A 26,818-nucleotide genomic window follows, 5' to 3' on the forward strand; every position below is an offset into this window, starting at 1 on the left:
ATTCTTGACGCTTGCTAAAATTATTTTACTGAATATCATATAATTAACCATATAAATCGAAATAATACCGGCGCTCACGCCGCCAGCTTGCCTTAAGACCCTTATGCCACCGCAAGGGCCCCTAGGCCGCTTGCGTGCGGCGCGCACTGGCCAGGGCGAGCGCGGCGGCGGTAATTTTGGGATGCCTATTTTCCTTTTCCATGCGCGTACTGCACACCGCCGACTGGCACCTGGGTCAGCACTTTCTTACCGGCCAGGAGCGCCTGGCCGAGCAGCGCGCCTTTCTCGACTGGCTGCTGGCGGCCGTGCGCACCCACCAGGTAGAGGCGCTGGTGCTGGCCGGCGACGTATTCGACACCACTTCACCCTCGCACGCGGCCCAGGAGCTGTACTACGATTTCCTGGTGCGGCTGCAAGGCACCGGCTGCCGCGAGGTGGTAGTGGTGGGCGGCAACCACGACTCCCCCACCCTGCTCAACGCCAGCCGCCGCTTGCTGCGGGCCCTGCGCGTGCACGTGGTAGGCGGTGTGCCCGCTGACCCCGCCGAGCAGCTCATCCTGCTAGAGGGCGGCCTGCTGGTGGCCGCCGTGCCGTTTTTGCGCGACCGCGACTTGCGCCTGGGCGCCCCCGGCGAAACGCCCGAAGCCCGCCAGCTGCGCGTGCGCGACAGCATTGCCGGGCACTACCAGGCCCTGGCCGAGCACGAAATCCTGCGCCGCCACCGCGACGCCGACCGCCCCACCCTGGCCACCGGCCACCTCTACGTGGCCGGCGGCGAAGCCCGCGAGGGCGCCGAGCGCGACGTGCACATCGGGGGCCTAGGGGTGGTGGGGGCCGAGCACTTCCCCGCCGCCTTCGACTACGTGGCCCTGGGGCACCTGCACCGGCCCCAGGTGGTGGGCGGGCAGGCGCGCCTGCGCTACGCGGGTTCGCCGGTGCCGCTGGCCTTCACCGAGGCCGACGACCGCCAGCAGGTACTGCTGCTCGACTTTGGGCCGGGCGCCGGGGCGCCCGAGGTAACCAGCCTGCCCGTGCCGGTGACGCGGCGCCTGCAACGCTTCCACGGCGCGCTGGCCGAGGTCGAGCAAGCCATTCTGGAGTTTGACAACGAAGCGTTTAGCCTGGTGGCCTGGGCCGACGTGCTGGTGCACTCCGACGAGCCCAGCGGCGAAGTGCAGCGCCGCGTACAGGCCGCCCTCAAGGAGCGCCGCCCGGCCGTGCTGGCCCCGCGCGGCGTGCGCCACCAGCGCCTCACCGAGCTAAACGACGTGGGGGGCCCGGCGCCCGCACCCCTCGAACACCTGCACGAACTGACCGTGGACGAGGTATTTCGGCGGCGCGTGGCCGGGCTGCCGCCAGCCCGCGCCGCCGCCCTCACCGCCACCTTCCAGGAGCTGCGCCAGCTGCTAACCCAGGCCGACCCGCAGGCCCTAGGGGGTGCCGGGGAGTAGATAATGGAGTAACTAGGATTTTGCCACGGCCGCGCGCTGCCGCCGCCCGGACGCGCGCTGATTTGCCGAGCTTAACGTAGTTTAGACCCGGTTTTCACCAGCATTTCACATCCTATTATTTTTCTCCTGCTACCTATGAAAAAATTACTACTTACTGCGGTTATGGCCCTGTCGCTGGGGGCTGCCGAGCAGGCACACGCCCAGCTAGGCAACCTGGTTGGGGCGGGCTTGGTGCTGGGCGTAGGCGCCATTAAGCGCGCCCGCATGACGCCCGAGCAACGCGCAGCCGAGCAGCAGGCAACCCAGCAGAAAGCCGCCGAAAAAGCCGCGCAGCAAGCTAGTGTTCAGCAAGCTAGCGCTGCTGCTACAGTGGCGCCGGCCGTCGCGCTTACCGAGCTGCGGCCCCAGCGCACGGCCACCGACAAGCTGCCCAAGAAAGGCGCTGAGCAGATTACGGCCCTCGAAGCCCAGTTGGAACAGTGCCGCCTAGCCATGCAGGCCAGCCCCACCGGCGTAGTGTGCACCCCCGCGCAGCGCACGGCCATTCAGCAAGCCGCCGTGAGCGCCGCCCGCGCCAACCCAAGTTGGAGCTTGCAGCCCTACCAGCAGGAAATGGCCTTCTACGCTGCCGAAGATGCCCGCCGCCAGCAGCCCGCCGCCCCGCCGGCCAAGTAGCCCACCAGCGCTAGCCTCTGGCGCCGGCCCTAGGGCCCGGTTGCGCCCGCTTCTGCCAATACGGCGGGGGCGGGCGTAATTTTAGGGTATGAAGATTATCAGCCTGCGCTTTGCTAACCTCAATTCGCTGCCGGGCCCTTACTTAATTCGCTTCGACGCCTCGCCGCTGGCCGATACGGGTTTGTTTGCCATTACGGGGCCTACGGGGGCGGGCAAAAGCACGCTGCTCGACGCCATTGCGGTAGGCCTCTACGGGCGGGTGCCGCGCCACGACCGCCAGGTGGGCGAGATGGTGAGCCGCCACGCGCCCGGCGCCTGGGCCGAGGTGGAGTTTGAGGTGCACCACACCAACGCCGACACCGGCCACGCCGCCCGCGCCCGCTACCGCTCGCGCTGGGAGGTGCGCCGCAAAACCCGCGGCGAGGACAAGGGCGGCCTGGGCCAGGACGCCATGACGCTGACCGACTGCGCCACCGGCCAGACGTTTTTGAGCGGCAAGGAGTTGGTGCCGGCCAGGGTAAGCGAGCTGTCTGGCCTCGATTTTGGGCAGTTCGAGCAGGCCGTGCTGCTGAGCCAGGGCAAGTTTGCGCGCTTTCTGCACGCGCCCGAGAAGGAACGCAGCGCCCTGCTGGAGAAAATGACCAACGTGAGCATCTACTCGCAGCTGTCAGTGGCCGCGTTTGAGAAGGCCAAGGAGGAAAAGCAGAAAACCGAGCTGCTGGCCGCTCGCCTCGAAGCCACCCGCCTGCTGCCGGCCGACGAGCGCGCCGCCCTGGAGCAGCGCCTCGACGCGCTGAACGAGGACGCCGAGCAGCACCACGAGGAAGAGCAGGAGCTAACCATCTGCCTGACCTGGCGCACCTTGCTCGACCAGCTGGACCGGCAGCTGCTCGACGCCACCCGCGAGGCCGAGGCCTTGCGCCAGGCCGAGGAAGCGCTGCAGCCCGAGTTTGCCCGGCTGGCCGGCCACCTGCGGGCCAAGGAGTTGGCTACCCCCCTGGCCCTAACCGAAGTAGCCCATGATGCCCTGCAAGCCAGCACCGAGCAGCTAGCCCGGCTGCAGCAAACGCTGCCCGGCCTGGCCACCGCCACCCACGCCGCCCAAACGGCGCTGGAAGTGGCCGCTACCGCCCACCAAACGGCCCAAACGCAGGAAAACCACCGGCGTCCCCTGCTCGAAGAAGTCCGCCTGCTGGACGCCACCCTGGCCGCCGAGCGCCAGCAGCTGCATAAAAACCAAACCGCGCACTTCGATGCGCTGGTGGCGCACCAGGACGCGCAGGCCGCTTGGCACCAGCAGGCGCAGGAGCTGCAAGCCCTGGCCGCCCAGCAAACCGCGCTCGATAGCTGGCTGCTAGCCCACAGCCACGAGGCCGACCTGAAAAGCCAGCTGGTGGTGCTGAGCCGCGAGATAATCGACCTGCAAGCCGCCCAAAAAGAAACTGGCACCCGCGCGGCGCAACGCACCGAGCTGCTGCGCCAGCAGCAAGCCACGGCCGCCGACCTGGACCGGCAGCAGCACCTGGCCACCGAGGCCCTAGGGCAGCAGCAAGCCCTGGAAGCCGCTAGCCAGCCCGGCCGCACCGCGCGCGCCGCACTGCTGCAAAGCACCACGCCCGCCGAGCTTGCTCAGCGCGCCGACGACCTGACCGCGCACCTGCAGGGCCTGCAGCAGCTACTACCCAAGGCCGAAGCCGCGCACGAGCACCACACCCGCGCCGAGCAGTTGCAAGCCCAGCTAGCCCAGGCTGCCCCGGCCCTAGCGGCCGCCGAAGACACCGCCCGCCACCTGGCTGCCCAGCGCACCCTAGGGCAGCAATTGCTCGAAAGCCTGCGCCGCGAGCTGCGCGCCCAGCAGGCCCTGGCCGACCTCAACGCCCACCGCCAGCAGTTGCACGCTGGCCAGCCCTGCCCGCTGTGCGGAGCCCTGGAGCACGCCTTCGCCGCCGACTTTGCGCCCGCGGCCGACGAGCAGGAAGCCCGCGTGCACGCGCAGCAGCAGGCCTTGGCCGAGTTGGAAGCAGCGCTTTCGGCCGCTGCCCAGCACCTCACCCGCTGCCAAACCGAGCAGCAGCAGCGCCAGCGCCAGGCCCAGGAGGCCCACGAAGCCGCCACCGCCGCCCACGGCCAGGCCCACGCGCTGGCCGCCGCCCTCGCTCCAACTCCAGCCCAGCCCGCCGACCCGGCGGCGGTGCGAGAGTTGCTGGCCGCCACCACCACCGAGCACGCCGCCGCCGTGGCCAGCCGCCGCCAGCTGGCGCAGCTAGACGAGCAGCTGGCTACACTGCGCGAAAAGCGCCTGGCGGCCGACGCGGCCCTGACAACGGCTCAGGCCGAGCTTCGCCTGCTCACGCAGCGCCAGCAGGCCGCGGCGCTCACCATCAATCAGTTGGATGCCGAGCTGGCGCACTGGCGCGAACAGGCCGGCATTTACGAAAGCACCCTGCGCGACGTGCTGCGGCCCCACCAGCTGGCGCTGCCCGCCCAGCCGCCCTACGACGGTGTGCTGGCTACTCTGGAAGGCCGCGCCGCCCACTACGAAACCCAGCGCGCCGCCCTGGCCCACGGCCGCGACCAGCTGCTGGCGCGCGCCACCCAGCACCAGGCCCGCGCCGCTGAGCTCACTCGCCAGCAAGCGCAGCTAACGGCCGCCGCTGAAGCCCTGGCCGCCGACCAGCTGGCCCTGGAGCAGCAGCAGGCCGCCCGCCAGGCCCGCTACGCCGGCCCCGACCCCGCCGCCGAGGCCGAGCAGCTGCGCCAGCACACCCAGCAACTGGCCGCCGCCGCCCAGCAAGCCGAAAGCCAGCTGGCCCGCCAGCAGCAGGCGCTGGCCGTGCAGCAAAGCGCGCTCGAAACGCTGCAAGCGCAGCTAGCCGACCACCAGGCCACCTACGACGAGCGCCAGGCCGCGCTGGCCGCCGCCCTGGCTGCCGCCGGCTTTGCCGATGCCGCGGCGGCTAGGGCGCTGCTGCTGCCCGCCGCCGAGGCCGAGCGCCTGCACCAGCGCCGCCAGCACCACGCCACGGCTACCACCGCCACCGCCCGCCGCCTCACCGACCTCACGGCCGCGCTGCAACACCACGCCGAAGCCGGCCTCACGGCCCTCAGCGCCAGCGAGCTAACCGCCCAGCTCGCGGCCCTGTCGGCGGCGGGCGACGTGCTGCAGCAGCGCCTAGGGGCCGCTGGCCAGCAGCTCAGCCAGGACGATGCCGCCCGCCAGCTGCTGGCCGAGGGCCTGCGCGAGCTGCAGCTGCGCCAGCAAGAGGAGCAGCGCTGGCAAGACCTGGCCGAGCAAATAGGCTCGGCCAAGGGCGACAAGTTCAGCCAGTTTGCCCAGGGCCTCACGCTCAGTCACTTGGCGCGGCTGGCCAACCTGCGCCTGCGCCAGCTCACGAGCCGCTACACCATCCTCAAAACGCCCAACCGCAACCTGGAGCTGCAGATTATCGACCACGACCAGGCCGATACGGTGCGCCCCATGGCCTCGCTGTCGGGCGGCGAGAGCTTCCTCGTGAGCCTCGCCCTGGCCCTAGGCCTCAGCGAATTGGCCGGCTACAAGGCCCGCATCGAGTCGCTGTTTATCGATGAGGGCTTCGGCAGCCTCGACCCCGACGCGCTCAACACCGCCCTCGACGCCCTGGAGCGCCTGCAGCACTCGGGCAAGATGATTGGCGTCATCTCGCACGTGGCCGACCTCAAGGAGCGCATCGGCACCCAGATTCGGGTGCAGCCCGTGGCCGGCGGCAACAGCACCGTGCGCGTAGTAGACGTAATGGGCAACGAGCTGGACTGCTCGGGGTGAGGAGATGTGTAGATGTGTAAATGAGTAGATGAGTACAATAGGCGGTCATGCTGAGCTTGTCGAAGCATCTCTACTGAACATACGATGCGGTAGAGATGCTTCGACAAGCTCAGCATGACCGCCTATTGTACTCATCTACTCATTTATCCCTATTACCGACTGCCCGCACCTCGGCCCAGGTCCAATAGCGCCGGGACTCTACTCCTTCGTAACCCTCTTGCAGATAAGCGACTACCTCGGCCTCTACCACCCTAGGGGCTAGCGAGGAGGCGTAGATGGGTCGGCCGTCGGGGTCGGCGTAGCGCTCGGCTTTGGAGAGGGGGCGGCCGGCCAGGCGCAGCAGCGGGCCGGTATCGGTGAGGGGGTCGGCCACCCAGCGGTAGGGGCCAGTTTCGTGGGCATTGAGGCGGGCGGCCAGGGGGCCTAGGGGCAGGCGCGGCAGCGTAGGGCGGCTCTCCAGGTCAATCCAGGTGGTGTATTTGCACTCTAGCTCGTAGCGCTGCCCGTCGTAAACACTTAGTACCCAGTCGAAGCCCGCCGTGGGACCAAACAGCGCGTAGTAGGGCACTGGCGCGGGCGTTTGCACCACCGCCAGGCCAATGGCAGCATAGCTGCGGCGCTCGGTCAGGGGGCCCTGCAGGGCGGCCACGGCTTGCCGCACCCGCGCATACTCGGGCTCCCAGGCGGTGCGGCCGGCCTCAGGGTTCAGCAAAATGTCCGCGAAGCGGGGCAGAAACCAGGCGAACTTCTCGGCCGAGGCCTCGTCCTCGCGCCGGCGGCGGGCGGGCGCGCCAAAGGGTTCGTAGAAGCGCGTCTTCTCCTCGGCGTTCAGCCAGCAGGCTAGCTTGAGCGCCGTATCTGCCAGCGGGTTTTGCCAATCTATTTCGCGGAAATCACCCAGCACCGCCAGCTGGCGCAGCAAGTCCTCGTGGATTAGGGCCAGCTCGGGGTGCAGCAGCGCCCACACGCCCACAAAGCCGTCGATGTCAAAGTGGTTGGCCGTTACGGCCTGGGCGGGGCCTAGGGCGGCGGGCTGGCGCAGGGCGCGCAGCACCGAGCCGGCGCTAGTATCATCGCGCAGGGCGGCGGGCGTGGCCGCCCCGCGCCAGTGCGCCAGCGTGAGGGCCGCGCCCAGGCCGGTGCTGTCTACCACGATGGTCGGCTGGCGCCGCAGCTGGCCAAAGGGCACAAAATGACGTGGCAAAAACAAGTCAACATCTAACATACAGTACTATTTAACAACTACTTACTGCCGCGGCGGTTGCGAATCCGCTCCACGCGGGTCTTGCGAATCCAGGTGAGGTACTCCTGCAGCTCGGCGGCTTCGCGCAGGGCCGCTACGGTGCTGTACTGGCGGGCCAGCTCGCGGTTGCTCAAAAAGCGGTGCACGCTGCTGTGGCAGGGCTGGCACAGGTTCACGGTGTCGCCGTAGCGGCCGCCTTCCTCGCGGGGCACCAGGTGGTGGCGGCTGGTGTGCTGCACCTCGCGCTCGCAGAGGCCGCAGCGGGTATCGGCGCTCTGCTGGGCGCGGGCAGTGGCTTCGGCGGCGGCCTGGGCTAGCTGGTGGCGGCGGCGCATGGGTGATTCAGCGTCAAGGGCTTACAAAAATCGTTCCTCCTAAGCCAGCAGTGGCTTTGCTATCAACTGGCAAGGCGCAGCGTAAGTTGCAATTGTGCCGGGCGCCTGCTTTATATTGCGCTATTAGGACAGCGGCATCCATTATTTTATTCTTATTTTTTCTTCTGATTGAATATTTCAAAGCTTCACCTTTTTTATATACCATGAAAGCCCTATTTACTTACCTCTGCCGTCGACCAATTAAATCTTATTCACTGGCTTTCCTATTTGTTATCGCTCTGCTAGGATGGGGTGCGCCCGCGGCCAAGGCCCAGACCTGGATGGTTTCTACCACGCCCTACATTAAGCTAGGCGTATTAGATAAGTACCATTCGCTCGATGGCTACCAGGCCGTCTTCATCGTGACGAGCGAGCGCGACCACCAGGAGTACATGCTCGTCAAGACGGTAGCCAAAACCGAGCAGGGCGTCGATGTGCTGTTTCCTTCCGAACCTACCGACCCCGAGTACTTCAAAAACCCAAAGGGCCTGGCCGCCCAGCCCGTGGCCGGCAGCTACACCTGGGAGTGCCGAGTGCAGGGCAAACGCGTGGTGGGCGGCCACTTCACCTACCCCGACGCCGGCAACGACATCAATACAATAGTGCGCCAGTAAGCCGGTGGTTCGTTTTTCGTTGTTCGGCAACGGCGGCCGGGCTGCACAACGAACAGCTAACAACCAGCCTAGCCCCGCACGATGCGCATGACGGGCACCTCCTCGGGCGGGGGGCCCAGCAGCCCGGCCAGGGCCTGCAAAAAGCGGCCGGCCGTGTCGGTGCGGCCGGCGGGCGGGCCGGGGGCGTGGTGGCGGTGGTGCTCGCCGCGCAGTTCACCCAGCATGGTAGGGGTGCCGGTCTCGTCGGGGCTGCGCCCTAGGGTGGCTTCGAGCAAAAAGTAGCGCGGCAGCTGCTCGTCGGGCTCGTCGGGCAGGAGGTCGTCGGCCTCCTCGTCCAGGTCGTCGGGCACGCGCTCGTAGCTGGCCGGGTCGGCCTCGGGCTGCTCATACACGATGGCGGCCAGGTGGGCCTCGCCGGTGGCCTGGGCGGCGGGCAGCTGCAGCAGGGCGGTGGCGCGGCCCGCCACCCGGTGCCAGGTTAGCTGCAAGCCGCGCGGGGCCACGCGCTCGGGCGAGGCCAGGTTTTCGGCGGCTTTGTCCCACACGTACAGCAGCAGCTCGCGGGCCAGCAGCGGGTCGCCCAGCTCGTGGCGCACGGCCTCGGGCCGCCGCCACACCAGTTGCGGCAGCATATGAAAGGCAAATTGGTACGGGTGCAGGCGGGCCATGCGGCAAAAATAGCGGCTGGTGGGCAGCGTTCCTTGCCTGCCCCACGCTGGGGCTACTCCTGGCCGGCGGCCCGCGCCAGGGCCCGGCCCAGTACGGCGGCGCTAGCGGCCCAGCTAAAGCGCGCGGCATTGGCCAGGCCGGCCGCGCGCAGGCGCGCGCGCAGGGCCTCGTCGGTGGCCAGCTGCCCTAGGGCGGCGGCGATGGTGGCGGGGTCGTGGGGGTCGCAGAGTAGGGCGGCGGTGGGGCCCCCGGCCGCCTCGGGCAGCGATGACACGCTAGAGGTGAGCACCGGGCAGCCGCTGGCCTGGGCCTCCACCACCGGCAAGCCAAAGCCCTCGAAGAAAGGCACGTAGACCATAGCCAGCGCGCCGGCATACAGGGCTACCAGCTCCGCTTCGCCCACGCGGCCCGTGAAGCACACGGCCGCCTGCACCGCGGCGGGCAGCTGCCGGTAGGTGTCGTGCAAGGGGCCGGTGCGCCAGGCGTCGCGGCCCACTAGCAGCAGCTGCACGGGCGCCGCGGCTGCCCCACCCTGCTCCTTAAACAGCGCAAACGCCCGCAGCAGATTCGGCAGGTTCTTGCGGGGCTGCAAGGCGCCCACGTACAAAAAATACGGCTGGCCCTGGCTGTAGCGGGTGCGCGCCGCCGCTACAGCCAGGGCCGGCTGGGGCTGAAAGTGGGCGGCCGGCGCATTATGAGCCACCGCAATGCCAGCGGCAGCGAGGCCAAACTGCCGGGCCACGTCCTGGCGGGTGGTGTCGGACACGGCCACGAGCTGGGCGGCGGCGCGGGCAAAGCGCGGCACGAAGTAGGCGTAGTAGCGGTGCATGAGGCGGCCCATATCCTGGGGGCGGTGCAGGTAGGCTAGGTCGTGCACCACCAGCACGCGGGGCACGCGGGTGCCCAGCACCGTGAAGCCCTCGGGCGAGAGCAGCGCCGCCGGGCGGTGCCAGCGCAGCCAAGCGGCCACGGCGCCCTCGTACCAGGCCAGCATCAGCAGGGGGTGGCGGGCGGGGGGCAGCAGCGCGTGCAGCGTCACGTTGGGCCCTAGGCGGTAGCGCTCGTCGAAGGGCCGGTCGAAGAGGAAGTGAAACTGCCAGTCGGGCCGCTGGCGCACCAGCTCGCGCAGGGTTTCGAAGGCGTAGCGCCCTAGGCCCTCCAGCTGCCCGCCCGGCAGCAGAAACCGGGTCGTCACGGCGACGTGCATCGCTTTATTAGTTATGAGTTATGAGTTGGGGCATTTGAAACTCAGCGAGCCTCGGCGGTTTACCACTGCGCACCTCTGCGGGAACTTCCCTAACGAGTTGGGCGCATACGCCGGCCAAAATCGCGGCGGCTTACCAGGCCCGTCAGCGGCAGCAGGGCGGCGAAGTACGCGCCCATCAGGCCGGTTTCGAGCCACCAGCTGAGGGCCAGTTGGGTGCGCGCCAGGTACCAGCCGCCGCACAGCAGCCCGAAGGCCAGCGCCAGCCGCGCCAGGATGTGCCAGGGCACCGCCACCGGCGTGCGCCGCGCCACCAGCCACACGTAGCCGCCCGACACCAGCACGGCACTCACCAGCGTGTTGACGGCCGCCGCCACCGCCCCGTAGCGCGGCAGCGTGAGCAGGTTCAGGCCCACGTTGAGGGCGATGCTGCCCGCCACCAGCCAGCTCACCGCCCGCTGGTGGTGGGTGCTGGTGAGCAGCGTGCTGTAGATGGCGAAAAAGGCGTGCACCAGCACGTTCAGAAACAATACCTTGAGGCAGAGCACCATGCGCGCCAGCTCGGGGGGCGAGCTGCGGGTGAATTGCCAGAACAGCACCTCGCCCCGAAACAGCACGAACGCCACGGCCAGCAGCAGCGGCACGGCCACGATGCGCTGACCAAACCACAGCAGCTGGCGCTGCTGCCGGGGCTGGCCCAGCGCGTGGGCGAAGCGCGCAAAAAACAGCGGCAGCACCGTCCAGGCGTACATCATCAGGGCGTCGAGCCAGCGGTAGGCCCCGGCGTAGTAGCCGGCCTCGCGGGCCGAGGCCAGGCGCTCGAGCAGCACCATGTCGAGGCGCTCGTTGATGCCGTAGAGCAGGGCGATGAAGGCAAACGGCACGGCCCCGCGCAGCAGCTGCCCGGCCGGCAGCCGCCGGGGCCAGCGGTGGGGCAAGGCCCCAAACAGCCGCCGCAGCAGCCCCAGAAACAGCACCGCCGTGAAAGCCGCCGCCGCCAGCCGCGCCCCCACGTAGCTGCCCAGTGCCAGCTGCCCGCCCAGCACCAGCCCGCCCACCAGCCCCAAGGCCAGCAATTTTTCCAGCACCGACAGCACGGCGTCGGTGTTGAAGTGCTGGCGGCCCTGCACGGGAGCGCGCAAAAACAGGCCGTACTGCGTGAGCAGCAAGCTGGCCCCGATGGCGGCCAGCACTTGCAGCTGCGGCCCGCGGTAGCCCACCGCCCAGCCCGTGGCCAGCAGCACCCCTAGGGCCAGCAGCGTGAGCAAGCCCCGCAGCGGCAGCAGCGTGCCGAAGTGCTGGCGGGCAAAGTCGGCCTCGGCCGCCAGGCGGCGCACCGTAAACTGCGTGAGGCCCAAATCGCCCACCGTGGCCACCACCACGGCCAGCGACGAAGCCGCCGCCACCAGCCCAAACGTGGCGTGGCCCAGGCGGTCTTGCACCAGGTTTTCGAGCAGCACCCAGCCGGGCTTTACCAGCAGGTTGAGGCCCACGGCCAGGCTAATGTTACCAAAAAAACGTTTGATGCGACAAAAAGAATAAGGCGAGCGGCGGCAAAGCGCGCAAAGATAGGCGGCCGCCCAGGCTGGCAGCCGCCCTATCTTTGCCCGGCCTGGCGGCCGGCTTACCGCGCCAGGCACTTTTTTGCCCGTTATGTCGCCCGATTCGCCGTTCGTTTTCTCGCTGGCCAGCTTGCGGGCCATTTTCAACCGTTGGAAGTACTTGCTGGGGCTGGCGGCCGCGCTGGCGGCCGTGGTAAGCGTGGTGGTGGCCCTGTCGCTGCCCAATATCTACAGCTCGACGGCGGTGTTTCTGCCCACTTCGCCCCAGAGCGCCGACCCCGACCGCCTGGTGGAGGGCTCGAAGCTGGAGATTGGCAGCCGGCCCGAGGACCTCGACCGCGTGGTCACCATCGGGCAGTCGCTGCCGCTGGCCGAGCAGATGGTGCGGCGCTTCAACCTCTACGAGCACTACCACGTGGGCCCGCCCGGCACCGACCGGGCCGAAAACAACGCCCTGAGCGAGTTTAACAGCAATTTCAGCATCGTGCACAACGAGCGCGACGCCATCGAGCTTACCTTCCGCGACCGCGATAAGAAGCTGGCCGCCGCCGTGGCCAACGCCCTGGTGGCCGCCATCGACTCGGTAAACCAGCAGTTGACCTACGAAAACCGCCGCCAGGTACTGGAGCTGTACCGGCAGCGCTCGGCGCGCATTGGGGCCAACTACGAGGCCGTGCGCCGCCAGCTGCTGGCCGCCCGCCGCCGCTACGGCGTGTATGGGCTCGAGCAGCAGGGCCGCTACCTGGCCAAGGAAATCATTGAAACCCAGCGGGCCCTGAACCTGGCCGAGGGCGGTGGCGGCGGCAACGCGGCGGCTTTGCGGCGGGCCCTGCGCGGCCTCACGCAGGCCGATATGGGCAACCCCATCAACCTCGAAAATATCACCCTAGGGGCCGACTCGGTGAACCTGCTGAACGGCCGCCTGACCGATTTGCAAACGCGCCTGGTAGCTTCGCAAGCCGCCTTCGAGCAGGCCGAAACCTCGCTGCGCACCCGCGTGTCGTCGCTCTACTTGGTGCAGAAGGCTTACCCGGCCACCCGCAAGAGCGGGCCCTTCCGGGTCCTCCTCGTGCTGGGCGCGGTGGTGGGCACGCTGGCCGTGTCGCTGGTGCTGGTGCTGCTGCTCGAGCTGCTGCGCCGCCGGCCGGGCCTAGGGGTCAGGCAAAGGGTTAGCGGATAGGAAATCACGTAGCCCGTTATGCTGAGTTTGCCGAAGCATCTCTACCGCGTAACTAAACCCTAACGCTAGGGTTAGCGGATAGGAAATCACGTAGCCCGTCATGCTGAGCCTGCCGAAGCATCTCTACCGCGTAACTAAACCCTAACGCCAGGATTACTTGCGCGGTAGATGCTTCGGCAGGCTCAGCATGACGGGCTACTTAACCTAACACCTCAACCATCCACCCACCATCCACCTAACAGTTTACCCACCACTATGCGCCACCTGCTGCTTCGCCTGCGCCCCGCCGACTCCCTGCAGTGGGTATTCGTGGGTTTTCTGGCCTTGCTGACCCTCGGGGGCGGGCTGGCGGCGCTGGTGCAGCAGCCGGCCTGGCTGCTGCCGGCGCTGGCGGTGCCGGCCCTGGTGCTGGTGCTGGCCCGCTGGCAGTGGCTCTACTACCTGCTGTTTCTCACGCTGCCCTTCTCGCACGAGCTGGTGCTGGGCAGCCTGCACATCGACGTGCCCAGCGAGCCGCTGCTGCTGAGCCTGCTGGTGTGCGTGCCGCTGGCCCTGCTGCTGGGGCCAGGGGGCCTAGGGCAGCTGGCCCCGCGCGAGTGGCGCCACCCGCTGCTGCTGCTGCCGGCCCTCATGCTAGCCTGGGCCGCCTTCGACACCCTGTTTTCGGTGAATGTGCTGCACTCGGTGAAGTACCTGCTGGCCAAGTGCTGGTACCTGGTGCCGTGCCTGCTGGGCACGCTGCTGCTGGTGCGTCGCCCCGCCGATTTTTGGCGGGTGGCGGCTTGCTACACCGGGGCGGGCGTGGTGGCGCTGGCGTGGGTGATGCCCCGCCACGCCACCCAGGGTTTCAGCTTTGCCAAGGTGGGCTGGGCGGTGCAGCCGTTTTTTATCAACCACGTCATCTACGCTACCGTGCTGGCGCTGCTGCTGCCGCTAGCCGGTGGGCTGGCGCAGCAGGCCAGCACGCCGGGCCGGCGGCGCTGGTGGCTGGCGGCCGGCGGGCTACTACTGTTTGGGCTCATCACCTCCTACACCCGCGCCTCGTGGCTGGCGCTGCCGGTGGCGGGGCTATACTACTGGGTGCTGCGGCGCCGCCTCACGCGCTGGCTGCTGCTGGGCCTGGCGGTGGCCGGCGTGGGGTCGGCCGTGTACTTCACGGGGGCCGACCGCTTTATGAACTACGCGCCCGATTTTGAGAAGACCGTGTGGCACGGCGGCAACTTCGAGGCCCACCTGGCTTCGACCTACAAGCTGCAGGATGTGTCGGGCATGGAGCGGGTGTACCGCTGGGTGGCCGCCGCCCGCATGGTGGCCGACAAGCCCCTCACCGGCACCGGCCCATCTACCTTTTACCCCGAGTATAAGCGCTACACTCTCAAGAGCTTCCGCACCTACGTGAGCGCCAACCCCGAGCACTCCACCACCCACAACTACTTTTTGCTGCAGCTGGCTGAGCAGGGCGTGCCGGGCTTCCTGCTCTTTGCGGCCCTGGTGGCCACCACCCTGCTCACGGCCGAGCGCCTCTACCATGCCAGCGCCGCCCGGCCCGAGGTGCGCCGTATCGTGCTGGCCGTGGTGCTGTCGCTGGTCATCATCCTCTTCCACCTCTTCCTCAACGAGCTGTTGGAAGTCGATAAAATCGGCACCTTCTTCTTCGTAGGCCTGGCCGCGCTCATCCGCTGCGATTCCTGGACCGCAGATTTAACGGATTTAACGGATTTCGCAGATACGCCACCTGCGGTGGCTGACGACGCGCATAGCGCGGTTTTGCCTGCGCCGGGGGCCTAGGGCGGGCTAACCAATCGCCAACCAAGCCTACGCGAATTGCCAACCAGTTTACGCCAGCTAGCCAATCAGCAAGCTAACCAGCCAGCAGCAGCACCCGTGCGCACCCCCCGCGTAGCCAGCTGCGAAGCAGCGTATCCGCGAAATCCGTTAAATCCGTTAAATCTGCGGTCTATTTGACGCGCAGGCTGAGCATGGTTACGTCGTCGGCGAAGCGGTCGCCCTTGCGGTTGAAGCGCTGAATGGCGGCCAGCAGCTCGTGGTGCAGGCGGGGCAGGGGCAGGTAGCGGTGGGCCTGCAGCACGGCCAGCACGCCGGCCTCGCCAAACTCCTGATGCTGCTGGTCGAACACTTCCGTCAGGCCGTCGGTGTAGGTGAAGAGCAGCGAGTGCGGGGCCATGTGGGCCAGGCCCACCTTGAGCATCGGCAGCTCGTCCATAACGCCCAGCATGAGGGTGCCATCGTGTAGGCGCTGGGGCGGGCCGGCGTCGGGCAGCAGCAGCGGGTCGTTGTGGCCGGCGTTCACGTACTCCAGCACCTGGGTGCGGCGGTCGTAGAGGGCCAGAAAGGCCGTAATGAACTTCTCGCCCGCCGAGTTGCGAAATATCAGGTGGTTCAGTTCGCGCACGGTGGTGGCCAGGTCGATGCCCTGGCGCAGCAGCGTGCGCAGGCCCGCCTGGAAGTTCGACATCAGCAGCGAGGCCGGCACGCCCTTGCCGCTCACGTCGGCCACGCACACCAGCAGCCGGTCGGCGTCCAGCTCCACCACGTCGTAGTAGTCGCCCCCAATTTCGGCGTGGGGCCGGTAGGTGGCGTACAGGGCCACCCGCTCGTTGTTGGGCAGGCGCTGCGGAAACAGCAGCAGCTGCACCTGCTGGGCAATCTCGATTTCGCGCTGGCGGGCCGACTCGGCGGCCAGCGAGGCCATGCGCTGGCGCACCAGCCGGCGGTTGGCCACGGCCCCCAGCAAAATGTTGCTCAGCGTCACCAAAAACGCCAGCGAGTCGGCCACCGTCAGGCCCGCCCGGCTCTGGGTGGCGCCGGTGAAGAGCAGGGCCTGCACCGTCTCGTTCTCGCCCCTGATGGGCACCAGCTGCTCGAACTGCTGCCAGGGCTCACCCAGCGGCAGCTCCTTGAGGGGGCAGGCTACCCTAGGGCACCAGGTGGCTACCTCCTCGGGCCGAAAGCGCGAGTCAGCGGGCAGGCGCGTGCCGAAGCTGCTGGCTTTCAACCGAAAAGCCTGCTCTTCGAGCACGTACAGCGCCAGCTGCCGAATGCCCAGCTGCCCGAGCAGCGTAAACTGGTAAATCTTGTACAGCTCGCCCTCGGCGCGGTCGTCGGTCACGGCCTGCGTAATCTGCAATAGCGCCTCCAGCTCGCGCTCCTTCAGCACAAGGCGGGTGGTTAGCTCATCAATGGTAGCGGCTTGCGGCATAGGCTAGGGAGCCTTCGGCAACCGAATGGTGCGGGCGAGGCGGCAATAAACGCAAAAGTTGCGACTACAATATTACAACCGGCGCGGCAGGCGCGCTAAGCTGGGCCGTACCGGGCTAGGCGAGCGGGGTTTTGGGGTCGAAGGCGTCGCGCAGCCCGTTGCCCACCACGTTGAAGCTAAGTACCAGTAGGCTAATGGCCAGGCCCGGCAGCAGGGTGAGCCACAGGCCGGCCGTGGTGCCCAGCAGGTCGTAGCCCTCCTTCACCATCAGGCCCCAGCTGGGGGCCGGCGGCTGCACCCCCAGGCCCAGAAAGCTGAGGCCCGCTTCGAGCAGAATGGCGGCGGCAAAGTTGCTGGTGGCCAGCACAATGAGCGGCCCACGCAGGTTGGGCAGCAGGTGCACAAAAATGAGCCGGCTGGTGGGCAGCCCCAGCACCCGCCCCGCCTCAATGAACGTGGCCGAGCGCAAACCCAGCACCTGCCCGCGCACCACCCGCGCCACGTCCACCCACATGGTGAGCCCCACGGCCAGGAAGCTGACCCACACCGCCTTGCTATCGAGCGCCAGCGAAATGCCAATGACCAGCATAATACCCGGAATGCTCCACACCACGGTCATCAGCCCCAGCAGCACGCTATCGAGCGCGCCGCCGAAGTAGCCCGCCACCGCCCCAATGCTAATCCCTAGGGCCAGCGAAATGAGCACCGCCACCAGCCCGATACCCAGCGAGATGCGCGTGCCCAGCAGCAGCCGGCTTAGCTCGTCGCGCCCGGCCTTGTCGGTGCCCAGCCAGTAGGTGCGGCGCACCAGGCGGCCCGGCGCCGGGCCGGCGGCCCTAGGGGGCGCGGTGGCCAGCTCGTCGCGCACCTGGGGCGGGCGGCCGTGCAGCCATACTTGCAGGGCGTTGCCGGGCGGCGGCGCGGTGGGGTCGGGCACCTGGCGCAGCGTAGCCACGAAGCCGGGCGGCTGCTTTTGCAGCTGCACCAGGCCGTTGTTGGCGTCGGGGCTGGGGTCGGGCAGCACCCAGTAGCCCAGCAAGGCCATCAGCGCGCACAGGCCGATGAACACCAGCCCCGCCACGGCCGGGCGGTTGGCCCACAGGCGCTGGCGCACGTAGTAGCCGGGCGTGCGCACCGGGGCCGGCGGCACCACCACGGCCGAGTCGAGGCCGCCGGGCGTGGTGTCGGGCGGGGCGGGGGCTAGGGCAGCCACGGCTAGCGGGTGTTGTGCTGCAGCAGGCCCTCTTTCGAGGCCAGGTAGCTGGCATCGCGCCCCAGGGCCCCGAAGGTGGTGGGCTCGTAAGCTAGCTCGGTGTCGGGGTCGGGCCAGTAGTAGCGCAGTAGGCCTTGGGCCAGCAGGCCGCCCAGCAGCTCCTGCAGCTCGGCCGCGGGCAGGCCGGTTTTTTCCAGTAGGGTGCGGAAGGGCGTTACAAAGTATAGCTCGTCCAGCAGGTCAAATTCGGCATCCGTCATAGGGGGCAAAAATAGAGCTAAAACGCGAGCCGCTCCCCCGCTTTCCGCGCCGCCGACGCAGGAACGGTCTTGCATTACTAAATTAGTAAATTTTGTAGGTATTCATTGTATTTTTAACCTGCCAAGTTTTACTTTACTACCGCTGAACTACTAGCTCAGGCCGGCTCATTCCGCGAGCTTCAACGCTCATAATCAAGGGGTTTTTACGTCATACTTTCATAATAGCAGCGAAGGCAGCAGATGCCTATATTTGCTTTCCTCTATTTCTCTCCCTCCTGTCGCCTTTGCCATGAACAAGCCGCTCACCATTCACGCAGGCGGGCACCGCGGGTGCTTGGGGCTTAGCCTGCGCGGCAGCTGCACCACCCCCGCCGACGTGGCCCAGCTAGAGCAGGCCACCCGGCGCCTGCTGGCCAGCCACCCCACCCGCCTGTGGGTCGATTGCCAGCAGCTGCTAGAGGTGTCGGCCAGCGGCCAGCGCACGCTGCTGCGCACCGAAAGCCTGGCCCGCGCGGCCGGCGTGGTGTGCTATTGGTGCGGCCTGTCGGCCCACGTGCTGAGCCAGCTAGCCACCAGCGGCTTGCAGCAGCTACTGCAGCTGCGCTCGGCCGCCGAGTTTGAGGGGCCACGCTACATTCTGCCCGAATAGGGGCCTAGGACCCACCGGCGTTCCAAAGGCCTGCTGGGGGGTGCCAACGGTTAGTACAGTATAAAAAGGCCGTCATGCTGAGCTTGCCGAAGCATCTCTACCGTGTAAGTAACTCCTAACGTTGGGATTACTTACGCGGTAGAGACGCTTCGGCAAGCTCAGCATGACGGCCTTTTTTGCCTCAAGTAGCCCCTAGGGCCCTACTTCATTCTACCCGGCGCAGGCGCAGGCAGTCGAGCATGGCTTGGTTGACGGCGCCGTTCATGTTGGTGTTGGCAGGCTCGTAGGCGAGGGTGAGGGTGCTGGTGCCGGCGGGCAGCTGCACCAGCACGGCGTTGGAGTAGCCCCAGTTGCTCCACTCATCCACTCCGCGCTGGGGCAGCACCACGGTGCCCAGCTGCCGGCCCTGGGCGTCGCGCAGGGTGCGCAGGGCGCACTTGTTGTTGGTGTTGGTGGGGCCGTTGCCGTTGGCGTAGCGAAAGTCGAGGGCGTAGCGGCCGGCGGCGGGCACGGTCACGGGCAGGCTCAGGCGCGGGTTTTTAGTGGTGCTGATTTCCACGAAGCCCGCGCCGGTGAAGCCCTGGTAGGGGTAGGCAGCGGGCGGGGCCAGGGTTTCGAGCTGCACCTGCAGCGGCGCGGGGCCCACGTTGAGCGGCTCGCTGGCAAACGACTGCAGGCCATTGCCACCCACGGCCAGCACTTGGTACTCGGCCACCACGTCGGTAGGCGCCGCCACGGCGTGCTCGGTGGCGGGGCCGGCGGCGACTACCACGCCGTTTTTCAAGATTTTATACTCCTGCACGCCGGGAAGCGCGGGCCAGCTCAGGCGGCCGCCTGCGTAGGTGACTTGGGGCGTTTCGGGACTAAAGCGGTTGGGCACGCGGTGCACCGGCGCGCCGGCCGGCGCCTGGCTGCTCAGCTCGATGTGGATTTTGTGCCGGCCGCTCAGCGTGGCGGGCACGGCCGCGCCGGCCAGCGGCTGCCCGTCGAGGGTGATGGTCTTTATCTCGTTGCCGAAGCCCTGCACGTCAATATCCAGCACCGCCCGGCGGTACTTGAAGCCCGTGAGCGTGCGCTGGCCGGCAAACGCCTGCGGCACGAAGGGCCGGAAAACCAGGCGGTCGGTTTCGTAGTGCATCCCCAGCAAAATGCGGTACACCAGCCCTAGGCTACCCGAGAGGCTCCAGAGCATGTTGCTACTGTTGATTTGGGTGCCCGCGAAGTCGCCGCTGCCGGCCACGAAATTCTCCTTGTTGGTGAGGAACAGCGCCGCCGGGCGGTACACCGCCGCCATGCTCTCCGTCAGCGAGGCTTCGTTGCCGGCCTGGGCGGCGGCCAGGGCCCAGAAGCTTTGCACGAAGGGCCACACCGCGTCGTTGTGGTAGGGCGGGATGCCCGGAATCTGGGGATAAATGCACGGGATGCCGAAGGGCACGGTGGGCGTCTTGCTCACCACGGTGCGGGCCCGCGCCGCGTCGGCCACCCCAAACCACACGCTCAGCGCCTCGCCCAGCGCCTCGGCCCTAGGGGAGAGCGAAGGGTACAGGCGCCCGTACAGGTACTGCCCGTAGTAGCCGGGGCCATCCTGCCAGAAGCGCTCGTTCATTGCCTGCCGGATGCGGGCGGCCACTTGCTCGTGCTGGGTGGCTACGTCAGCCTGGCCCAGCTGCCGGGCCATCAGTGCCAGCACGGTATTGGCCTGGAAATGAACAGCGTTGGTGCCCAGGTTTTCGCTTTCGTAAATATCGACCGGCTGCATCCAGCGCGGATAGGTTTGCTCGCGCCAGTCCAGAAACGACGACTCGCCCCGCGCCAGGCCGGTGGCGGGGTCGTACACGTTCTGGGCATCGTCCTGCAAGGACTTCAGCACGATGGGGTACACTTTTTTAAGCCAGGCCTCGTCGCCGGTCACCTTGTAGATTTCCCAGGCCGCCACCGCCCAGATCACCCGGTCGGTGCTGCACGGGTAGGCCCCGCCGGTGCCCGTATCCTGAATGATGCGGCCCTCAGGGCTCACCTTGCGCAGCAGGCTGGTCATGCCCACCTGGGGCTGCAAAATGGCCTGCGCCAGGATGATGGAGTAGCTGATGTCGCGCGTCCAGACGCCGGCCCACTCTTTGCCGGTGCGGAAGGTGCCGTCGGGCTCCACGGCGCGCTTGGCTTCCTCCAGGGCCAGGTTGTAGAGGGCGTCGGCCAGCGGGTAGTCGGACTTGTACTGCGGCAAGCCGGCGGGGTGGAGGCTGGCTTGCCAGCGCGGCGCGGTGGCCGGCGCGGCCTGGGGCACGTTGAAGGTGAGCGTGGTTTCGTAGATGCCGTCGCCGTCGGCGTCGTGCAGCTCCAGCTCGGTCTTGTTGTGCAGGTTGTCGAAGTCCCAGCTCAGCGGCGCGGGCGTGCCGGCCACGAATACGTGCTTGAAATCAGCCTTATATATCTTCTCGCCCTTGAAGGTGGTATAGTAGCCCTGCTGGCCTAGGGCCGCCAGCACCGGCCGCATATCCACCCGGATTTTCACCTGCGTACTGGGCGCCAGAAACTGGTCGGTGGGCACCGGGCGCGTTTCCTGCGAGCGCTGGCCCCAGGTAATAACGGGCGTTTCGAGGGGCGCGCCTGCGGCGGTGGGCAAGGCCAGAAAGGTGTTGTCCTGGCCGGGCGGCAGCTCGTTGTCCTTGCCGTTGATGCTGAACTTAAAGGTCAGCAGCGGGCTCAGGCGCTCGTTGGCGGGGCTTTGGTAGTTGGAGGTCAGCTCGGTGGCCGACAGTGCGCGGGCGTGGTTGGCGCCCTGCGTCACGCTGTCGCGGTAAAGGGTGTAAGCGTCAGATTTCCAGACCACGTTCTTGTTGGTAGCGTCGGTAGTGCCGGTGGGGTGGCGGCAGGCCCCTAGCAGCAGCCCGCCCAGCAGCAGGGTGCCGGGCCGCCAGCGCAGCAAATGCGTCATAGCAAGTCGGGCCCGGCCGCGGTGAATGGTCGGCCAGGCCCGCCAAAAGTAGTGTTTAGTGATTAGTGCTTAATAAAAGACCGTCATGCTGAGCCCCGCGAAGCATCTCTACCGCGTCGTTCGAGTACCGTTCGGTAGAGATGCTTCGCGGGGCTCAGCATGACGGCCTTTTATTAAGCACTAATCACTAACCGTTAATCACCAACCGAAACGCCTACCGCCGCCAGCGCGCGCCAAAAGCTGGGGTACGACTTGCGCACCACCTGCGGCTCGTGCACCCGCAGCGGTCCGCGCACGGCCAGCGGCGCGAAGGCCATGGCCATGCGGTGGTCGTCGTAAGTATTGATTTCCTGGTTATCCACCTTAAAGTCAGTGGCCTGCATCTCGAATACGCCCGGCGCTACCTCGGGCATGTCGGCGCCAAACTTGCGCAGCTCGGCTTGCACGGCCGCGATGCGGTCGGTTTCCTTGATGCGCAGGCTGTGCAGGCCCATCAGGCGCAGCGGCACCCCTAGGGCCGCCGCCACCACGGCCACCGTCTGGGCCAGGTCGGGGCAGTCGGTGAAGTCGAGGGGCTGGGCGAGCAGCGACGCCGGGGCCAGGGGCACCTGCCGCAGGTAGGCCCCGCCGTCGGCCAGAAACTCGGTTTCGACCCCTAGGGGGTGCATGATTTGCTGAATCACGTGGTCGCCCTGCCACGAGCGCGCCCGCAGGCCGGGCAGCGTGGCGGCCGAGCCGGGCGGGGCCAGCGCCACCAGCGCGTACCAGTAGCTGGCCGCCGACCAGTCGCTTTCCACCTCATAGTCGGCCGGGCGGTAGCCGCCGGGGGCCACGGTTATCGTCTCGCCCGGCCCTAGGGTGGCGGTGGCACCAAAATGCTCCATCAGGCTGAGCGTCATGTTGATGTAGGGGCGCGAGCCAACCTCGCCCGTCAGGCGTAGGCGCAGGCCGCCGGGCAGCGTGGGCCCTACCATGAGCAGGGCCGAAATGTACTGGCTGCTGATGTCACCGCGTACCATTAGCTCGGCGGGGCCACTGGCGGGCGCGGCCACCGGCTGCCCGCCGAAGCGCAGGGGCGGGTAGCCCTCGGCTTCTTCGTAGGTGATAACCGCCCCTAGGGCCCGCAGCGCCTCTACCAGCACGCCAATGGGGCGCTGCTTCATGCGGGCCGCGCCGGTGAGCAGGCCGCGCCAGCCGGTGGCCGCCAAGTAGGCCGTCATAAAGCGCATGACGGTACCAGCGTCCTCGGCGTCGAGGTAGTCAGCCGTGGTGGCCTGGGTTAGCAGGCGCTGCATCAGCACGGTGTCGTTGGCTTCGGATAGGTTGGTGAGGGTGCCGCCGCCGGCTAGCTTCTGCAGCAGCAGGGCGCGGTTGGCTTCGCTTTTAGAGGCGGGCAGCCGGCCGGTGCCGCGCAAGGGGCCGCCGGGCCAGGAGAGAGTAAGCATAGGTTTTTTAACCGCGGAGGGCGCGGAAGTTTTTCGCGGAAGTCGCGGAGGTCGTACTTCCGCGGCTTCCGCGAAAAACCTCCGCGACTTCCGCAGTAAGATTATCGTTGTTGGTAATAAGCCAGAGAGTCAGCCACTTCGGCTAGGGTAATCACCTGGTCGAACACGCCCTGGCCGATGCCCGCCAGCAGGGTGCAGTTGATGCGGCCGGCCTCGTTCTTCTTGTCGTGGGTGGCGTAGGCGGCAATTAACTCGCGCTCGAGGGTGAGGATGGAAATGGGCGCAAACGAGGCGTCGATAACCTGCTCGATAGCCCCTAGGGCTGCCGCGGGCAGCAAGCCGCGCCGCACCGAGAGCCAGCTTTCGCACACCATACCGGCGGCGATGGCCTCGCCGTGGCGCACCTCGCGGCCGGGCTGGGTGAGTAGGTAGCTTTCGATGGCGTGGCCCACGGTGTGGCCGAAGTTGAGCAGCTTGCGCGGGCCCCGCTCGTGGGGGTCCTGGGCCACAATGCCTTGCTTGATGGCCACCGAATGGCGGATAATGGGCGTCCAGGCGGGCGCGGCGGCCAGGTCCAGCCCTCGCAGCGCCTCGAAGGCGGCGGCATCGGCAATGAGGGCGTGCTTAACGACCTCGGCGTAGCCCGAGCGCAGTTCCTCGGGTGGCAGCGTTGCCAAGAAAGCGGGCGCCATAAACACCCCGGCCGGCTCCTGAAACACTCCGATGTGGTTTTTAAAGCCCTGGAAGTCAACGCCCGTCTTGCCTCCCACGGCGGCATCTACCTGGGCTAGCAGCGAGGTGGGCACCCCCACGCACCGGATGCCGCGCTTGTAGGTGGCCGCGCAAAAGCCCCCCAGGTCGGTGACGACGCCGCCGCCCAGGCACAGCAGCAACGCGTGGCGGTCGGCCTGCTGGGCAGTAAGCCAGCTCCACACCAGCTCGCAGGTAGCCAGCGTTTTATACGCTTCGCCGGCCTCAATGGTGAGCAGCTCGTGGGCCGGGGGCAGGTGGGGCTGCAGCAGGGGGTAGCAGGCGCGGGCGGTATTGGTGTCGGCCAGCACAAACAGACGGCTGGGGGCAGCGTGGGCTAGAAACTCGGCGAGGGCGGGCAGGGCCTCGGGGCCAATGGCGAGGGGAGCGGTCAACGGGCGCGGGGTTGGACGGGTAAGTGCCGCAAAGAAACGGCAAGCAGCCTGAAGCACTATTTTTTAGTATCCCACGCAACGGCTGGCCCACTTTTTCCATCAAGTCTTCACACTTGACTTCCTTTCTGCCCGGCCCACCGTGAAAAAAGTAGTTTTACTCGTTGCTTTTGGCCTGCTACTAGCTGGCTGCCAGACCGATGCCGACATCCGGCCCGCCACCTACGACGAGCTGGCGCTGGGCACCGGCCACTGGGAATGGGACGCCACCGCCTACATGGGCGGCCGCCGCACCCCGGCCACCGAGGGCTACTCGCGGCAGCTCACCTTCGGGGCCGACCACCAATTGCTGCTGCGCCGCAGCGGCCAGCCCGACTTGCGCGTGCCCTACGAGTTGTCGGTGGGGCTGCTGCCGTGCGGCACGGGCTCGGCCACGTTCCCCATCGTCACCTACGCCACCGACGAGCAAAAGCTACCCAACAGCGACCGCCGGACCTACGCCGTGACCGAGCAAAACGGGCGGCAGCTGCTCAGCATCACCGGCGAGGCGGCCTGCGCCGATGCGGGCGGCTTCGAAACCTACCACTGGGTAGCCAACTAACCTTTCTGACCTATGAAAATTCTTGCCCCCTCTTTGGTGCTGGCGCTGGCCCTAGGCGCCTGCCACCGCGAAGCCGTGCCGCCTGCCACCACCGCCGAAGCCGATGTTGCCGCGGGCACCTCGGTGGTGGGCACCTGGCGGCTGGTAGCCTTGCAGTGCTTTTGCCCAGCCACCAACACCGTACCCAACCAGCGCCTGCTGCTGGACTCGGCGCGGCACTTCCAGTATCTCGTCAACGACAAGCTCGCCGCCGCCGGCACCTACGCCCTGGGCACGGGCTCGGCATGCAGTGCCGCAGCCAGCGCCGAGCCCCTGCTGCAAGTAGCGCCGGCCACGCCCAATGCCTACGCCCCGCACGGCAACTACACGCTGCGCGGCGATACGCTCATTATCGACCAGTGCCTGGCCGCCGATGGCCCGCGCTACACCTTCCGGCGCCAACGCTAGCCCCTCCCCAACCCATGAACCGCACGTTAGCTACCTTTATCCTGCTGCTGAGCCTAGGCGGCTGCACGCACCAGCAGGCCGACCCCACCCCGGGCGATGAGCTGGTAGGCACCTGGCACCTCACCAACCTGCAATGCTACTGCCCCGCCGGCTGGCTTCCCGACGAGCAGCTGCTGCTCGAAGCCAACCAGCGCTACCAGCTTTACCGGGGCGGTAGGCTGAAGTCGGCGGGCCGCTACGCTACTAGCCAGGGCAACCTGTGCGGCCAAGGCGCCAGCCAGTCGCTGCTGCGCCTAGTGCCCGACTCGGTAGGGGCCTACGCACCCAGCGGAGCCTACACGCTGCAAGCCAACAAGCTGGTTATCGACCAAGGCTCGGCGTGCATCGCCGATGCGCCAGTGGCTACCTACAAGCGGCAGTGAAGTGCTGGCCTCTAGGGTCCGGGTACCGTAGGGGCGGGGCTTGTCCCCGCCCGTCGCCTGCACCGCTTAGCCGATTTCGTTCAACGATGGGCGGGGGCAAGCCCCGCCCCTACTCACGGACTACAAATTCGCTGTAATTTTCTCCTTGTGAAACCAGTTTTTGCCTTCCTACTGGCCGGTTGTCTTGCTGACCATCACCCGACCAACGAGCCAGCGCCTAGCTCGCTGGTCGGCACCTGGCGCCTTATTGAGGATTCGGCTCTAGCACTACCCAAAAAGCCTTCCAACATAATTCTTGTGCTTGACAATAAAGGTCAATTCCGGTTTTTTCTCAAAAAGCATCTAGAAGCTCATGGCACTTATTTCATAAATCGTAGCTCAACCTGCAATTCAAAGTTTGCTGACCGTGACTTCCTTATACTGAACTCAATAGCTAATATTTATGCGCCAGATGGCATATACAAGCTACGCGGCGATACCCTAATAATCGACAGTACAAAAGACGGCTGCGCTTTTGATGCCTCCATTCGCACCTACCTCCGGGTGCCCTAGGGCCACCCGCCGCTATAGCCCCGGCCCCAGCGGGGCGGGCACCGCGTCGATGGCGCGGCCGTTGAGCACTTCGGTTTGCTGGCGGATGCTCTCGATGTGGATGAGCTTGTAGAGCTCGGCAATGAAGCGCTCGTTGAGGCCCAGCCGGGCGGCCCACTCGGGGCGGGTGCGGAAGATTTCCTGCCAGCGCTCAAGCTGCAAAATCTTCACGTTGTTCTCCTTCTTGTACTCGGCCAGCTCCTGCGTCAGGGCGGCGCGGCGGGTTAGCACCTCCAGCAGCTCGTGGTCGGCCTCGTCCATCTTCTGGCGCAGCTCCTCGGCCTTATTACGGTAGTCAGCGTTGTCGGAGCTGCGGTAGCGGTACTTCAGCTCGCTCAGGATTTCCTGCAGCCGCGCCGGCGTCACCTGCTGGGCGGCGTCGCTCAGGGCGTGGTCGGGGTCGGGGTGAGTTTCGATGATGAGGCCGTCGTAGTCGAGGTCGAGCGCCTTTTGGGCAATGGGCAGCAGCAAGTCGCGCCGGCCGCCGATGTGGCTGGGGTCGTTAAGGAGCACCAGGTCGGGTCGGCGCGTTTTCAGCTCAATCGGAATGGCCCAGGTGGGCGCGTTGCGGTAGCGCGAGGGCGCAAACGTACTGAACCCCCGGTGGATAGCCGCCAGGTCGCGGATGCCCGCCCGCTCCAGCCGCTCGATGGCGCCAATCCAGAGCGCCAGGTCGGGGTTGACGGGGTTCTTCACCATCACCGGCACGCCGGTGCCGGCCAGCGCATCGGCCAGCTCTTGCACGGCGAAGGGGTTGACGGTGGTGCGCGCCCCAATCCAGAGCACGTCGATGCCGTGCTTCAGCGCCTCCTCTACGTGCTTGGGCGTGGCCACCTCAATGGCCATGGGCAGGCCGGTTTCCTGGCGGGCGGCTTGCAGCCAGGGTAGGGCCGCCGTGCCGCGGCCTTCGAAGCCGCCGGGCTTGGTGCGCGGCTTCCAAATGCCAGCGCGGTAGATGTCGGCCTGGCCGGCGGCCTTCAGGGCGCGGGCCACGGCCAGCACCTGCTCTTCCGATTCGGCCGAGCAGGGGCCGGCAATAATGAGGGGGTTGCCCTTCTGGGCTAGCCGACGGGTGAAGAAGGTGTCGGCGGTGGGGGTAGTTGGCATGAGCTGGGCAGG

At 67.1% G+C, this 26,818-nt stretch carries 23 protein-coding genes; 11 read left to right on the forward strand and 12 right to left on the reverse strand.

The annotated features are described in order from the left end of the window. Positions 1-200 precede the first annotated feature (200 nt). From sbcD to HHL22_RS07570, 3 genes are all read left to right on the forward strand, one after another. Entirely contained in the window at positions 201-1,451 is a 1,251-nt protein-coding gene (gene sbcD, locus HHL22_RS07560) for an exonuclease subunit SbcD (RefSeq protein ID WP_169530319.1), read from the forward strand. Positions 1,452-1,586: 135 nt separating this feature from the next. Then, the gene (locus HHL22_RS07565; protein WP_169530320.1) at positions 1,587-2,126 is read left to right on the forward strand and encodes a hypothetical protein; all 540 of its coding nucleotides are present in this window, start codon (positions 1,587-1,589) and stop codon (positions 2,124-2,126) included. Between the two features lie 88 nt (positions 2,127-2,214). Next, entirely contained in the window at positions 2,215-5,928 is a 3,714-nt protein-coding gene (locus tag HHL22_RS07570) for an AAA family ATPase (protein WP_169530321.1), read from the forward strand. 139 nt (positions 5,929-6,067) lie between these two features. Here HHL22_RS07570 and HHL22_RS07575 read toward each other — a convergent pair whose 3' ends face one another. Both HHL22_RS07575 and HHL22_RS07580 read right to left on the reverse strand, forming a co-directional pair. Beyond that, a complete protein-coding gene (locus HHL22_RS07575; RefSeq protein WP_241737989.1) occupies positions 6,068-7,153 on the reverse strand; it encodes a DUF6687 family protein in 1,086 nt (361 codons plus the stop codon). A gap of 17 nt (positions 7,154-7,170) precedes the next feature. Next, complete coding sequence (locus HHL22_RS07580; RefSeq protein WP_195809231.1) at positions 7,171-7,506, reverse strand: HNH endonuclease; 336 nt, start codon at positions 7,504-7,506, stop codon at positions 7,171-7,173. Between the two features lie 203 nt (positions 7,507-7,709). Between HHL22_RS07580 and HHL22_RS07585 the strand changes: the two genes are divergently transcribed. Beyond that, positions 7,710-8,159: a hypothetical protein gene (locus HHL22_RS07585; protein ID WP_169530322.1), complete on the forward strand. Its 450-nt coding sequence runs from the start codon at positions 7,710-7,712 to the stop codon at positions 8,157-8,159. 68 nt (positions 8,160-8,227) lie between these two features. On the opposite strand, the gene HHL22_RS07590 is transcribed toward HHL22_RS07585, so the two are convergent. From HHL22_RS07590 to HHL22_RS07600, 3 genes are all read right to left on the reverse strand, one after another. Continuing rightward, entirely contained in the window at positions 8,228-8,791 is a 564-nt protein-coding gene (locus HHL22_RS07590; RefSeq protein WP_169530323.1) for a hypothetical protein, read from the reverse strand. A gap of 89 nt (positions 8,792-8,880) precedes the next feature. Further along, entirely contained in the window at positions 8,881-10,035 is a 1,155-nt protein-coding gene (locus tag HHL22_RS07595; RefSeq protein ID WP_169530324.1) for a glycosyltransferase family 4 protein, read from the reverse strand. An 89-nt stretch (positions 10,036-10,124) separates the two neighbouring features. Beyond that, positions 10,125-11,525, reverse strand: coding sequence for a lipopolysaccharide biosynthesis protein (locus HHL22_RS07600; protein ID WP_169530325.1), 1,401 nt, complete (start codon positions 11,523-11,525; stop codon positions 10,125-10,127). A 160-nt stretch (positions 11,526-11,685) separates the two neighbouring features. On the opposite strand from HHL22_RS07600, the gene HHL22_RS07605 reads away from it, so the two are divergent. Together HHL22_RS07605 and HHL22_RS07610 are read left to right on the forward strand one after the other, a co-directional pair. Then, a complete protein-coding gene (locus HHL22_RS07605) occupies positions 11,686-12,774 on the forward strand; it encodes a hypothetical protein (protein WP_169530326.1) in 1,089 nt (362 codons plus the stop codon). A gap of 255 nt (positions 12,775-13,029) precedes the next feature. Then, the gene (locus HHL22_RS07610) at positions 13,030-14,562 is read left to right on the forward strand and encodes an O-antigen ligase family protein (protein ID WP_169530327.1); all 1,533 of its coding nucleotides are present in this window, start codon (positions 13,030-13,032) and stop codon (positions 14,560-14,562) included. A gap of 169 nt (positions 14,563-14,731) precedes the next feature. Here HHL22_RS07610 and HHL22_RS07615 read toward each other — a convergent pair whose 3' ends face one another. The 3 genes from HHL22_RS07615 to HHL22_RS07625 form a co-directional block, all read right to left on the reverse strand. Further along, entirely contained in the window at positions 14,732-15,994 is a 1,263-nt protein-coding gene (locus HHL22_RS07615) for a PP2C family protein-serine/threonine phosphatase (RefSeq protein WP_169530328.1), read from the reverse strand. Between the two features lie 115 nt (positions 15,995-16,109). Continuing rightward, entirely contained in the window at positions 16,110-17,207 is a 1,098-nt protein-coding gene (locus HHL22_RS07620; RefSeq protein ID WP_169530329.1) for an ABC transporter permease, read from the reverse strand. A gap of 2 nt (positions 17,208-17,209) precedes the next feature. After that, on the reverse strand, positions 17,210-17,467 hold the full coding sequence (locus tag HHL22_RS07625; protein ID WP_169530330.1) for a hypothetical protein: 258 nt from the start codon (positions 17,465-17,467) through the stop codon (positions 17,210-17,212). 289 nt (positions 17,468-17,756) lie between these two features. On the opposite strand from HHL22_RS07625, the gene HHL22_RS07630 reads away from it, so the two are divergent. Further along, positions 17,757-18,116 carry an STAS domain-containing protein gene (locus tag HHL22_RS07630; RefSeq protein ID WP_169530331.1) on the forward strand — a complete coding sequence of 120 codons (360 nt, stop codon included), beginning with the start codon at positions 17,757-17,759 and terminating at the stop codon, positions 18,114-18,116. Positions 18,117-18,321: 205 nt separating this feature from the next. Here HHL22_RS07630 and HHL22_RS07635 read toward each other — a convergent pair whose 3' ends face one another. From HHL22_RS07635 to aroB, 3 genes are all read right to left on the reverse strand, one after another. Further along, positions 18,322-21,051 carry an alpha-L-rhamnosidase-related protein gene (locus HHL22_RS07635; RefSeq protein WP_169530332.1) on the reverse strand — a complete coding sequence of 910 codons (2,730 nt, stop codon included), beginning with the start codon at positions 21,049-21,051 and terminating at the stop codon, positions 18,322-18,324. Between the two features lie 194 nt (positions 21,052-21,245). Continuing rightward, positions 21,246-22,496, reverse strand: coding sequence for a 3-phosphoshikimate 1-carboxyvinyltransferase (locus HHL22_RS07640; RefSeq protein WP_169530333.1), 1,251 nt, complete (start codon positions 22,494-22,496; stop codon positions 21,246-21,248). 101 nt (positions 22,497-22,597) lie between these two features. Next, positions 22,598-23,641: a 3-dehydroquinate synthase gene (aroB, locus tag HHL22_RS07645; protein WP_169530334.1), complete on the reverse strand. Its 1,044-nt coding sequence runs from the start codon at positions 23,639-23,641 to the stop codon at positions 22,598-22,600. A 139-nt stretch (positions 23,642-23,780) separates the two neighbouring features. On the opposite strand from aroB, the gene HHL22_RS07650 reads away from it, so the two are divergent. From HHL22_RS07650 to HHL22_RS07665, 4 genes are all read left to right on the forward strand, one after another. Further along, on the forward strand, positions 23,781-24,239 hold the full coding sequence (locus HHL22_RS07650) for a hypothetical protein (RefSeq protein WP_169530335.1): 459 nt from the start codon (positions 23,781-23,783) through the stop codon (positions 24,237-24,239). Between the two features lie 12 nt (positions 24,240-24,251). Next, positions 24,252-24,686, forward strand: a complete 435-nt coding sequence (locus HHL22_RS07655; RefSeq protein WP_169530336.1) for a hypothetical protein — start codon at positions 24,252-24,254, stop codon at positions 24,684-24,686. 14 nt (positions 24,687-24,700) lie between these two features. Further along, positions 24,701-25,108 (forward strand): hypothetical protein, encoded by a 408-nt coding sequence (locus tag HHL22_RS07660; protein ID WP_169530337.1) that lies wholly within the window; start codon positions 24,701-24,703, stop codon positions 25,106-25,108. Between the two features lie 147 nt (positions 25,109-25,255). Then, complete coding sequence (locus HHL22_RS07665) at positions 25,256-25,660, forward strand: hypothetical protein (protein WP_169530338.1); 405 nt, start codon at positions 25,256-25,258, stop codon at positions 25,658-25,660. Positions 25,661-25,672: 12 nt separating this feature from the next. On the opposite strand, the gene HHL22_RS07670 is transcribed toward HHL22_RS07665, so the two are convergent. Continuing rightward, positions 25,673-26,806 (reverse strand): chorismate mutase, encoded by a 1,134-nt coding sequence (locus HHL22_RS07670; protein WP_169530339.1) that lies wholly within the window; start codon positions 26,804-26,806, stop codon positions 25,673-25,675. Positions 26,807-26,818 lie beyond the last annotated feature (12 nt).

This window comes from Hymenobacter polaris, assembly GCF_012927305.1.
Taxonomy (GTDB): domain Bacteria; phylum Bacteroidota; class Bacteroidia; order Cytophagales; family Hymenobacteraceae; genus Hymenobacter; species Hymenobacter polaris.